Below are 11,630 nucleotides of genomic sequence, written 5' to 3' on the forward strand. Positions count from 1 at the left end.
ATGTCCGAGGCCGGGATGGGGACCTCGCTGAGGGGCATCAGCACGCGCATCAACGGGCGCCATGCCTTCGTGCACGAGCGCGTGCTGGAGCTCATCGCGCGGGAGACCAAGCGCGCGGGCGAGGTGCGGTTCAGCCAAGCCGAGCTCGCCAAGCGGATGGGCTGCTGCTCGCAGTCGCTCGCCCGCGCCGTCACGCGCCTGCGGCGCGAGGGCTTGATCACCTCCACCCCGGTCTATAGCGAGTCGGGCGCGCAGCTGGGCAACAGCTACAAAGCGACGCCCGCCGGGATCGAGCGCGCCGAGGTGCTCGCGCACAGTCGGCGGGGCTAGACAATGAGGCCTCCTTTCGGGATCGTCCGGAAGGAGGCCTTTTTGCGTTGGCGGGGTGGCACGGCGCGGTGGTTGCGCGGGCCGCGCGGGTTGGCGGGCGCAAAACTGAATAATTTGCACTCATAGCAATCAATTACTGAATAAATCACCCATCTTCGTACACAAGGCCGCGCGCAATGACTACAATACGCACAGCCTGTAAACCTTTAATCCGGTTCTGAGAGGCCGGGAAGGAGCGAAGATGGCGCATACCGATGCAGCGGTCGCAGCGTGCGACCCAGGATGCGCGGCGCACTCCGCACCGCGCGCGCAGCTGAGCGAGCTCGCCCAGCGCATGCTTTCCCAAACAAGCAAGCACGAAGGAGCCCCTGCGGTGCTCATGCTCGCCGACGGCACGGCGTTCTTCGGCCGTGCGTGCGGCGCGCGGGGAACCGCGACGGGCGAGGTGTGCTTCAACACCTCGGTCGAGGGGTATTTCGAGGTGCTCACCGACCCGAGCTACGCGGGGCAGATCGTCACCATGACGTACCCGCAGATCGGGAACTACGGCGTCGACCTGGCGGATACGCAGGTGGCGTCCGGCGCACCCGGCGAGCTCGCAGGCAACGTGCGGCCGCCGCTCCGCGCGCTCGTGGTGCGCGACCTCTGCCGCACGCCGTCCAACTGGCGCTCTACCATGAGCCTGCCGGAGTACCTGGACGAGCGCGGCATCGTGGGCATCGAGGGCGTGGACACGCGCGCGCTCGTGCGGCACCTGCGCGAGACGGGCGCTCAGAAGGGCATCGTCTCGACCGAGGTGCTCGACCTCGCGGAGCTGCGCGTCCAGCTCGACGCTGCACCCGAGCTGGTGGGGCAGAACCTCGTCGAGACCGTGAGCTGCCGCGAAGCGCACGCCTACGACCCCGGCCGCGTGCCGCAGGGCCATGCGTTCGCGGAAGCCCCGGCCGCACCCGCCCGGCACCGCGTCGTCGTGTACGACTGCGGCGTGAAGCGCGGCATCCTCGAGGGCCTGCGCCGCGCCGGCTGCGAGCTTACCGTCGTCCCGTGGGACACCCCGGCGGCTGACGTGCTCGCGCGGCGGCCGGACGGCGTGTTCCTCTCCAACGGCCCGGGCGACCCGGAGGCTGCGACCAAGACGTACGAGCAGGTGCGCTCCCTGCTGGGGGAGATGCCGGTGTTCGGCATCTGCCTGGGGCACCAGATGATGAGCCTCGCCGCGGGTGCGCGCATGGAGAAGCTCAAGTACGGTCACCGCGGCGGCAACCACCCCGTCATGAACCTCATCACGCACCGCGTGGAGATCACGGCGCAGAACCACGGCTTCAACCTGGTGTTCCCGAGCCTGGGCGAACTCGTCCCGGAGCTCTCTGGCGGCGTGTCGGAGCATCCGGTGAGCGCGGACGGCACTGTGGCGACGGCTGACCTGCGCTTCTGGGCGGAGCGCGGAATCGCGCCGGTCGTTGCGAACGAGCGCTTCGGCCGCATCCGCCTCACGCACGTGAACCTGAACGACGGCACCGCCGAGGGCATCCAGTTCCTCGACATCCCCGCCTTCTCGGTGCAGTACCACCCTGAGGCCTCGCCCGGCCCCACCGACGCGCACTACCTGTTCACCGCGTTCACGCGCCTCATGGACGGCGACCCCGATTACCTCGACATCAACATCGCCCGCGACCGCCTCGCGGGCTGGGAGTTCGCCGCCGCGTAAGCGCCGCACGGGCGGACGCGTCCCGCCGGGCAAGCGCCGCACGGGGCGGAACCCCGCCGCGGAGCCGTCCGCGAGGGGAGAACGCCCACCGCGTACGCGTCGAACGGGGTGAAAGCCCCGCCGCGACCCATTTTTCGCCTCCCATCGCGCATTTCTGGTGATGGAATTCAGATATGCACGATGGGCGGCGGCCGAAAGCGGCAAATCGGAGCTTTTAAGTCCGAAAACGGACGAAAACAGCCCGAAAAAGGGGGTCGCGACGCCAGATTCAGGGGTTCGGAGGCCTTCCGAGCACCGTCAGCCATCGTCTCATCGTGCATATCTGAATTCCACCACCAGAAATGCGCGCATCAATTGAAAAAAGGAGCAGCCACATGCCCAAGCGTACCGATATCAAGCGCATCCTCGTCATCGGGTCCGGTCCCATCGTCATCGGCCAGGCGTGCGAGTTCGACTATTCCGGCGCGCAGGCCTGCAAGGTGCTGAAGGAGGAGGGGTACGAGGTCGTCCTCGTGAACTCGAACCCGGCCACCATCATGACCGACCCCGGCTTGGCCGACCGCACCTACGTGGAGCCGGTGACCCCAGAGTTCATCGAGTCTGTGATCGAGCGCGAGCACCCCGACGCGCTGCTGCCCACGCTCGGCGGCCAGACCGGCTTGAACGCCGCGGTGGAGCTCGCCAAGCGCGGCGTGCTCGAGCGTCACGGCGTGGAAATGATCGGCTGCGACCTCGCGGCCATCGAGCGCGGCGAGGACCGCAAGCTCTTCAACGAGGCCATGACCGAGATCGGCCTCGAGGTGGCGCGCTCCGGGTACGCCTACTCCATCGAGGACGCGCTGCGCATCGCCGGCGAGGTGGGCTACCCCTGCGTGCTGCGCCCGAGCTTCACCCTGGGCGGCGCGGGCGGTGGCATCGCGCACGACGAGCGCGAGCTCACCGAGATCGTCCGGCAGGGCCTCGAGCTGAGTCCCGCGCACGAGGTGCTCGTGGAGGAGAGCATCGAGGGCTGGAAGGAATACGAGATGGAGGTCATGCGCGACCGCGCCGGCAATGGCATCATCGTGTGCTCCATCGAGAACCTCGACCCCATGGGCGTGCACACGGGCGACTCCATCACCGTGGCGCCCGCGCAGACGCTCTCCGACCTGGAGTACCAGCGCATGCGCGTGGCCTCGCTCGCCATCCTGGAGAAGATCGGCGTCGAGACCGGCGGTTCGAACGTGCAGTTCGCGGTGAACCCCGAAAACGGCCGCCTCGTGGTGATCGAGATGAACCCGCGCGTGTCGCGCTCCTCGGCGCTCGCGTCGAAAGCGACGGGCTTCCCCATCGCGAAGGCCGCGGCGCGCCTGGCCGTGGGCTACACGCTCGACGAGATCGTGAACGACATCACGCGCGCCACGCCCGCGTGCTTCGAACCGGCCATCGACTACTGCGTGGTCAAGGTGCCGCGCTTCGCGTTCGAGAAGTTCAAGGGTGCGGACGCGACGCTCTCCACGCGCATGAAGGCCGTGGGCGAGATCATGGCGATCGGCCGCACGTTCGAGGAGGCGTTCGGCAAGGCGGTGCGGTCGCTCGAGGACGGGCGCACGGGGCTTCTCTCCGGCGGCGAAGACCTTTCCGCCCTCGATGACGAGGCGCTTGCCGAGCGCGTGGCGACGCCCACCGAGGACCGCATCTTCGCGGTGGTCGAGGCGCTGCGGCGCGGCTGGGATACGGCGCGCGTCCGCGAGCTCTCGGGCATCGACCCGTGGTTCGTGGAGCGCCTGCGCGACATGGTGGCCGTGCGCGCGTGCATCCGCGGCCTGCGCGTGGAGGACATCGACGCCGACGCCATGCTGCTCCTCAAGCAATACGGGGCGAGCGACGCGGAGATCGCGCAGCTCACGGGCAGCGACGAGCGGTTCGTGCGCGCCTACCGCCACGGCCTGGGGGTGCTGCCCGTCATGAAGACGGTCGACACGTGCGCCGCCGAGTTCGCGAGCACCACGGAGTACCACTACAAGACCTACGAGGCGCGCGTGCGCACGCCCGGCGGCGCCGTGCCCGAGGCGGCGAGCGAGGTGACGCCCGCCGACAAGCCGAAGGTCATGATCTTGGGCGCCGGCCCCAACCGCATCGGCCAGGGCATCGAGTTCGACTACTGCTGCGTGCACGCGAGCTACGCGCTCGAGGCGCGCGGGTTCGAGACCATCATGGTCAACTGCAACCCCGAGACCGTCTCCACCGACTACGACACGAGCGACCGCCTGTACTTCGAGCCGCTCACCTACGAGGATGTCATGGACATCGTGGACGTGGAGCGGCCGGACGGCGTGATCGTCACGCTCGGCGGGCAGACGCCGCTCAAGCTCGCGCGCGCCCTCGAGCAGGCGGGCGTGCCCATCCTGGGCACCCAGCCCGACGCAATCGACCTGGCCGAGGACCGCGAGCGGTTCAGCGCCGTCCTCGACGACCTGGGGATCCTCTACCCGGCGGCGGGCGAGGCGCGGAGCTTCGAGGAGGCCGAGCGCGTCGCGGCGCGAATCGGGTTCCCGCTGCTCGTGCGGCCGAGCTACGTGCTGGGCGGCCGTGGCATGACGATCGCCTACGACGAGGAGCACCTGCGCACCTACATGGCCGAGGCTGTGCGCATCTCGCCCGATTACCCCGTCTACCTCGACCGCTTCCTGGAGGGCGCCATCGAGTGCGACGTCGACGCGCTCTGCGACGGCGAGGAGGTCTACATCGGCGGCATCCTGGAGCACATCGAGGAAGCGGGCATCCACTCCGGCGACTCCGCGACGTGCATCCCGCCGTTCAGCTTCTCGGACGCGCTCGTGCGCCGACTGCGCGAGACCACCAAGCGCATCGCGCTCGCACTCTCCGTGCGCGGACTGGTGAACGTGCAGTACGCCATCCAGGGCGACACCGTCTACGTGATCGAGGCGAACCCGCGCGCGAGCCGCACGGTGCCGTTCATCTCGAAGGCCACGGGCGTGCCGCTCGCGAAGTGTGCCGCGCGCATCATGGCGGGCGAGCGCATCCAGGACCTGGCGCTGCCCGCCGACGACCGGCGCCTCGACTGGTTCTGCATGAAGGAGGCCGTCATGCCCTGGGGCCGCTTCCCCGGCGCGGACGTGGTGCTGGGGCCGGAGATGAAGTCCACGGGCGAGGTCATGGGCATCGCGAAGAGCTACCCTGAGGCGTACGCGAAGACGCAGCTCGCGATTAGCTACGAGCTGCCCACGCCGGAGTCCGGCAAGGTGTTCATCTCGGTGAACGACCGCGACAAGCGCAACATCCTCTCGCTCGCGCGCATCCTGCGCTACCTGGGGTTCCAGATCTGCTCCACCGAGGGCACGGCGCGCGTGCTCGCGGGTGGCAACGTGCCGTGCGAGGTGGTGCGCAAGATAAGCGAGGCGCACCCGAACATCGGCGACATGGTGGCGGGCGGTGAAATCGCGTTCATGATCAACACGCCGTTCGGCCAGGAATCGCGCGGCGACGGGTACCACCTGCGCACGGAGGCGGTGCGCCGCGGCGTGACCTGCATCACGGCGCTCTCGGCCGCGAACGCCTTCGTGGCCGCGGTCGAGGCGCTCGAAGCGTCGCGGCGCGGGGGTGCGGACGGGCTCGAGGTCATCGCGCTGCAGGATCTGCCGCAGTACGAGGTGTAGACGCGGCGCGGTGGGCGCGAGCTGGGACGGCCGGCGGGCGTCCGCCGCGTGCTACCATGGGACGACACTACCGCCCCGGTGCGCTTGGGGGCGGCGGCGACCACAGGGCGGTGATGCGGCGATGCGATATGACGAGACGGTGCGCACGCGCGCGATCGAGCTGCTCGAAGCGGGTGCAGGCCGCAGGCGCATCGCGCGCGAGCTGGGGATTCCCGAGGCCACGGCGCGGCAGTGGTCGCATGCGTACGCGGCGGGCGGCGCCGAGGCGGTGCTCCGCGCGGGCGCGTCCCGCCTGGTATACGACGCGGACACGAAGCGCGCGGCCGTGCGCGACCACCTCGAGCGCGGCCGGTCGATCCGCGAGGTCATGACGAAGTACCACGTCGCGAGCGAGTCGACCGTCAAGGCGTGGTGCCGGGCGTACAAGGCGGGCGGCGCCGACGCGCTCGCGGTGCATCGCCGCGGGCGGAAGCCGCGCGCGGACGCCTAGCCGCGCACCCCGTCGAGCGCCGTCCGCCCCGCGTCCCGCCCTACCTGTCGAGAAATGCCACAAAATGGGTATCATGCAGCCGGCATACGCTGCACGTGCTATCATGTGCCGCAACAAGGACGGGCGCACGGAAAGCGGGCTGTACCGCGATGCGCCGCGACGGAAAGGACTCCCATGCTTAACGCGATCGAGATCTCACCGAAGGTCTGGTGGGTGGGCGGCCTCGATTGGAGCGAGCGCCACTTCCACGGGTACACCACCGAGCGTGGTATCACCTACAACGCCTACCTCATCATGGATGAGACCATCACCCTCATCGACACGGCCAAGTCGACCTTCACCGACGAGTTCGTCCAGCGCATCTCGCAGGTGGTCGACCCCGCCAAGATCGAGCTCGTCGTGACCAACCACGTCGAGATGGACCACTCGGGCAGCCTCCCCGCGATCCACCGCCTCGCCCCCAACGCGCGCATCGTCGCGAGCGCGCCGGCCGGCGTGAACGAGATCCGCGCCCACTACGGCATCGAGGCCGAGGGCGTGAAGACCGGCGACTCCATCTGCATCGGCGAGCGCACGCTCCACTTCGTGCAGACCCCCATGGTGCACTGGCCGGACAACATGGTCACCTGGTGCCCCGAGGACGGCATCCTCTTCTCGAACGACGCCTTCGGCCAGCACTTCGCCACCACGAAGCGCTTCGATGACGAGAACGACCTGTGCGAGGTCTACAAACAGGCCAAGAAGTACTACGCGAACATCGTGTGGCCGTACGGCGCGCAGGTGCAGAAGGCCATGGCGGCCCTCGCCGGCCTGGACATCCGCCTCATCGCCCCGTCGCACGGCGTGATCTGGCGCAGCCACATCCCCGAGATCCTCGAGAAGTACCAGGCCTGGAGCACGTACCAGACCGAGGAGAAGGCCGTGGTGGTGTTCGACTCCATGTGGCACTCCACCGAGATGATGGCGCGCGAGATCTGCGACGCGTTCATCAAGGAGGGCGTGACGGCGCAGCTCATCGACGTGAAGCACACGCACATCTCCGACATCATGCTCTACCTGTGCGACGCGCGCTACGTGGCGTGCGGCTCGCCCACGCTCAACTTCCAACATGATGCCGCCCATGGCGAGCTTCCTCACCTATCTGCGCGGCCTCTCGCCGAAGAACGACCAGCGCATCGGCATCGCGTTCGGCAGCTACGGCTGGGCGCCGCTCGGCCCCAAGCAGGTGTACGCCGAGATGGAGAACATGAAGTTCAACATGGCGTGCCCGGTCATCGCCCAGCAGTGGATCCCCAGCGAGGAGCAGCTGTCCGAGCTGCAGGCCACGGTGGCCAAGATCGTCGAGGACGCCCGGGCGTAAGGCGCGTCGAGCGCATACACGATCGTGAGAGGGGTCGGCCGCAGCACGCGGTCGGCCCCTTTGCCATGTAAGGTGGACGGGTGCGTGCCGTGGGCGGGTGCGCCGAGTGCACCAGTCGCGTGTCCGCCGCCTGCGCCCCCCCACGCCCCCGCCGCCCGTGCCGCTTTACACATGAAATTCGCCCCGATATGCACTTATCTCGGCGCGCTGGCCGATATATCATAGAAGTCTATGTACAAGCTTCGACCGAAGAGGTGTTTCTGTGGCGACTCTTGGGTTTCTAGTTGCGTTTCCACTGCTCGTGGCCGTAGCGCTCATGGTGTTCCGCACCGATTCCGCGCGCGACCCCATCGTCATCGGGTCGGCGGCGGTCATCGGCGCGGCGAGCGTCGTCTGCGCGGTCCAGTTCATGAACGCCCCGACGAGCTTCGCGGTGCCCTACGACTTCTCGTTCGCCGGGAACATCCTCTCCGCGGCGATCGACCTCTTCCTCTGCGGCCTGGTGCTCGCGTTCGCGCTCCGCTACCGCAACTTCGCCATGCTCGTGTTGGCCATCGTGCAGTTCATCGCGTCCATCTGGTGCGCGTCCATGGCCATCGCGCCCGAGGACATCATGGCCGAGCCCCTCTACATCGACAACCTCTCGATCATCATGATCCTCATCGTGGGGCTCGTGGGCAGCGCTATCTGCATCTACGCCCTCGGCTACATGAAGGACTTCCAGCACCACGAGGAGGCGGAGGCCGAGAAGCGCGGCGAGCACGCGCCCGACCGCCGGCACCAGTTCATCGCGCTCATGTTCCTCTTCCTCTCGGGCATGTTCATCATCGTGATCTCGGACAACATGGACTGGCTCGTGGCCGGCTGGGAGATCACCACCGTGTGCTCGTTCCTCATGATCGGCTACACGCGCACGCCCGAGGCGCGCAAGAGCGCCATCCTGCAGATCAACCTCAACATGGTGGGCGGCCTGGCGTTCCACATCGCGCTCATCCTCATCCACCTCGTGCACATCCCGCTCTCCATCGGCGGGCTCATCGAGGTGGCCCAGAGCGGCGAGGCCGAGTACCTCATCATCCCCATCCTGCTGCTCTCCATCGCCGGCCTCACCAAGGCGGCGCAGATGCCGTTCCACCGCTGGCTGCTGGGCGCCATGGTCGCGCCCACGCCCACGAGCGCGCTGCTGCACTCCTCCACGATGGTCAAGGCCGGCGTGTTCCTGCTCATGAAGCTTGCCCCGGCGTACCTGGTGTTCCCGGCGGCGTCCGTCATGGTGGTCATGGTGGGCGGCGTCACGTTCGTGCTCTGCAGCTTCATGGCCATCACCCAGAGCAACGCCAAGCGCGTCCTGGCCTACTCGACCATCGCCAACCTGGGCCTCATCTCGGCCTGCGCCGGCGTGGGCATCGCCGAGGCCGCGTGGGCGGGCATCTTCCTCATCATCTTCCACACGGTGTCGAAGTCGATTCTCTTCCTGTGCGTGGGCACGGTGGAGCACCGCATCGGCAGTCGCAACATCGAGGACATGGACGGTCTCTTCAGCCGCCTGCCGCGCCTCACGCGCTTCATGATGCTCGGCATCCTGGGCATGGTGGTCGCGCCGTTCGGCATGCTCATCTCCAAGTGGGCGACGCTCGTGTCGTTCGCGGAGACGGGCAACGTGGTCTTCCTCATCCTGCTGGCCTTCGGCTCGGCCGCGACGTTCTTCTACTGGGCGAAGTGGCTCGGCAAGCTCGCCGGCGTGGCGCAGAAGGCCGAGAACGTCGAAGCCGGCGTGCACAAGACCGAGTGGTTCGCCATCGGATTCATCGCGGTGCTCATGCTCGGGTGCTGCGTGGGGCTGCCGGTCATCTCGCTCGGCGTGGTGTCGCCGTACCTCGAGCGCGTCTTCGGCAGCAACCCGCAGTTCCTGGGCGTGGACAACATGCTCATCATGGCGGTCATCGTCGCGTTCATCGCCATCGTGTTCCTCACGCCGTGGGGGCGCGCCAGCAAGAAGCGCCGCGTCGAGGTCTACCTGGGCGGCACCTGCACCGACCCGGATAGCCGCCGGTTCCACGGCGCCATGGGCCGCACCATGACCTCCGTCAAGCGCAACTGGTACATGACGGACATCTTCCCGGAGAAGACGGTCACCGCCGTGGGCATCATCGTGTGCGGCGCGGTGATCCTCATGGCGTTTGCCGCGAGCTTCATCTTCAACCCTGACGTCCTCACGGGCGGCGCCTTCTACATCGAGCGCATCCCGCGCCTGGTGGGCCCTGAGCTGCCGGGGCTGTTGTTGGGCATCGTGGTTTTCGCCGTGGTGGCGCCGGTGCTCGGGTGCCTGCTTGACGGCCTCGACCGCAAGGTGAGCGCGCACATGCAGGGCCGTGTGGGCCCGCGCCTGCTGCAGCCCTACTACGACGTGCGCAAGCTCCTCGCCAAGGAGCAGGCGAGCGTGAACGCCGTGGACGAGGCGTACATCACCTGCGCCATCATCTTCTGCATCCTGGCCGGCGGCATGTTCATCTCGGGCTCCAACCTGCTCATGTGCGTGTTTTTGGTGACGCTCGCCACGCTCTTCGTGATCATCGCCGCGTACTCCGCGCGCAGCCCCTTCGCCGACACCGGTGCGGACCGCGAGTGCCTGCAGGTGATGTCCTACGAGCCCATGCTCCTCATCATGACCGTGGGCTTCTTCGCGGCCACGCAGTCGTTCGACGTGGCGTCGCTGCTCGGGCTCGACGCGCCCATCATCATCCAGCTCGTTCCTATCTTCCTGGGTTTGCTGTTCATCCTTACCATCAAGCTGCGCAAGAGCCCGTTCGACTACTCCTACAGCCACCATGCGCACCAGGAGCTCGTCAAGGGCATCACCACCGAGATGGAGGGCCGCACGCTCGCCAAGGTGGAGATCATGCACTGGTGCGAGACGGTGCTCTTCCTCATGTGGACGGGCATGTTCTTCATCTGGGACAACCCCATCTCGATCGTCGTCGCGCTCGTCGCGGTGGCCGTGGTGTGGTTCCTCGAGGTGTTCATCGACAACAACAGCGCCCGCACCAAGTGGCAGTTCGGGCTCAAGTCCGCGTGGCTCGTGGCGCTCGTGGTGGGCGTCGTGAACCTGTTCTACATGCTCGTCACCCCGTTCATCTAAGGAGCGCGTATGGGGTACTCTTCCAAATCGCCGTGGCTCATCCACTATGATGGGTCGAGCTGCAACGGCTGCGACATCGAGGTGCTCGATTCGCTCACGCCGCTCTACGACCTCGAGCGGTTCGGCATCATCAACACCGGCAATCCCAAGCACGCCGACATCTTCCTGGTCACGGGCGCGGTGAACCACCAGAACATGAACGTGGTGAAGCACATCTACGACCAGATGATGGAGCCGAAGGTCGTGGTGGCGTGCGGGATCTGCGCGTGCACGGGCGGCGTGTTCCGCGACGCGTACAACGTGATCGGCGGCGTGGACAAGGCCATCCCCGTGGACGTGTACGCGCCGGGCTGCGCGGTGCGGCCGGAGACCATCATCGACGCCGTGCTGAAGGCCGTCGAGATCCTCGACGAGAAGGCGGCCAAGCTCGCCGGGAACAAGCGGTAGGAGGCAGGATGTACACGACCGAATTCGTCGAGATTCCCCTGGGCGAGCTGCTGTGCCGCGTGCAGACCCTGAAGCACGAGGGCCTGCGGTTCGTGCAGATGTGCGCCGAGACCACGGAGGCCGGCATCGACCTGCTGTACACGTTCTACGACGAGACCTGCGACAACGCGCTGAACCTGTGCGTCTACGGGATCGATCACACGTCCGAGGTGCCCTCGATCCAGGGACTCTACTTCGCGGCGTTCAGCTACGAGAACGAGACGCACGACCTCTACGGCGTGAAGTTCATCAACATGCAGCTCGACTTCGGCGGGAACTTCTTCAACGTGGCCACCGACGAGCCCATGACGATCATCTCGCCCGAGATGAAGGCGGAGCGCGAGAAGCTCGCGAAGCAGAAGGCGGCTGCGGCCGCGAAGGCGCGGAAGGCCGCCGAGGCCGCGCAGGCCGCGGAGGCGGATGCGGCCGCCGGCGAGAAGGCCGCGGCCAAGGCTGCG

8 protein-coding genes are annotated in these 11,630 nt (G+C 67.4%); all 8 read left to right on the forward strand.

Features of this window, described 5'->3' with window-relative positions:
• Positions 1 to 330 carry a helix-turn-helix domain-containing protein gene (locus tag BN423_RS10250; RefSeq protein WP_019240157.1) on the forward strand — a complete coding sequence of 110 codons (330 nt, stop codon included), beginning with the start codon at positions 1 to 3 and terminating at the stop codon, positions 328 to 330.
• A 241-nt stretch (positions 331 to 571) separates the two neighbouring features.
• Positions 572 to 2,038: a glutamine-hydrolyzing carbamoyl-phosphate synthase small subunit gene (gene carA, locus BN423_RS10255; RefSeq protein WP_019240158.1), complete on the forward strand. Its 1,467-nt coding sequence runs from the start codon at positions 572 to 574 to the stop codon at positions 2,036 to 2,038.
• A 374-nt stretch (positions 2,039 to 2,412) separates the two neighbouring features.
• Positions 2,413 to 5,697 (forward strand): carbamoyl-phosphate synthase large subunit, encoded by a 3,285-nt coding sequence (gene carB / locus BN423_RS10260; protein WP_019240159.1) that lies wholly within the window; start codon positions 2,413 to 2,415, stop codon positions 5,695 to 5,697.
• 121 nt (positions 5,698 to 5,818) lie between these two features.
• Positions 5,819 to 6,187 carry a helix-turn-helix domain-containing protein gene (locus BN423_RS10265; RefSeq protein WP_019240160.1) on the forward strand — a complete coding sequence of 123 codons (369 nt, stop codon included), beginning with the start codon at positions 5,819 to 5,821 and terminating at the stop codon, positions 6,185 to 6,187.
• Between the two features lie 174 nt (positions 6,188 to 6,361).
• Positions 6,362 to 7,618 carry an FprA family A-type flavoprotein gene (locus tag BN423_RS10930; RefSeq protein WP_232385576.1) on the forward strand — a complete coding sequence of 419 codons (1,257 nt, stop codon included), beginning with the start codon at positions 6,362 to 6,364 and terminating at the stop codon, positions 7,616 to 7,618.
• 191 nt (positions 7,619 to 7,809) lie between these two features.
• Complete coding sequence (locus BN423_RS10275) at positions 7,810 to 10,686, forward strand: proton-conducting transporter transmembrane domain-containing protein (RefSeq protein WP_026089086.1); 2,877 nt, start codon at positions 7,810 to 7,812, stop codon at positions 10,684 to 10,686.
• A gap of 9 nt (positions 10,687 to 10,695) precedes the next feature.
• Entirely contained in the window at positions 10,696 to 11,133 is a 438-nt protein-coding gene (locus BN423_RS10280; protein ID WP_019240162.1) for an NADH-quinone oxidoreductase subunit B family protein, read from the forward strand.
• An 8-nt stretch (positions 11,134 to 11,141) separates the two neighbouring features.
• On the forward strand, positions 11,142 to 11,630 hold a 489-nt coding region (locus BN423_RS10285), incomplete at its 3' end, for an NADH-quinone oxidoreductase subunit C (RefSeq protein WP_019240163.1).

Source organism: Enorma timonensis (genome assembly GCF_000321165.1).
In the GTDB taxonomy this organism is placed as follows: domain Bacteria; phylum Actinomycetota; class Coriobacteriia; order Coriobacteriales; family Coriobacteriaceae; genus Enorma.

Bases quoted from the DNA above. Each gene is read 5' to 3' on its own strand.
- BN423_RS10280 (WP_019240162.1), top strand. From the start codon at position 10,696: ATGGGGTACTCTTCCAAATCGCCGTGGCTCATCCACTATGATGGGTCG.
- BN423_RS10265 (WP_019240160.1), top strand. From the start codon at position 5,819: ATGCGATATGACGAGACGGTGCGCACGCGCGCGATCGAGCTGCTCGAA.
- carB (WP_019240159.1), top strand. From the start codon at position 2,413: ATGCCCAAGCGTACCGATATCAAGCGCATCCTCGTCATCGGGTCCGGT.
- BN423_RS10250 (WP_019240157.1), top strand. From the start codon at position 1: ATGTCCGAGGCCGGGATGGGGACCTCGCTGAGGGGCATCAGCACGCGC.
- carA (WP_019240158.1), top strand. From the start codon at position 572: ATGGCGCATACCGATGCAGCGGTCGCAGCGTGCGACCCAGGATGCGCG.
- BN423_RS10930 (WP_232385576.1), top strand. From the start codon at position 6,362: ATGCTTAACGCGATCGAGATCTCACCGAAGGTCTGGTGGGTGGGCGGC.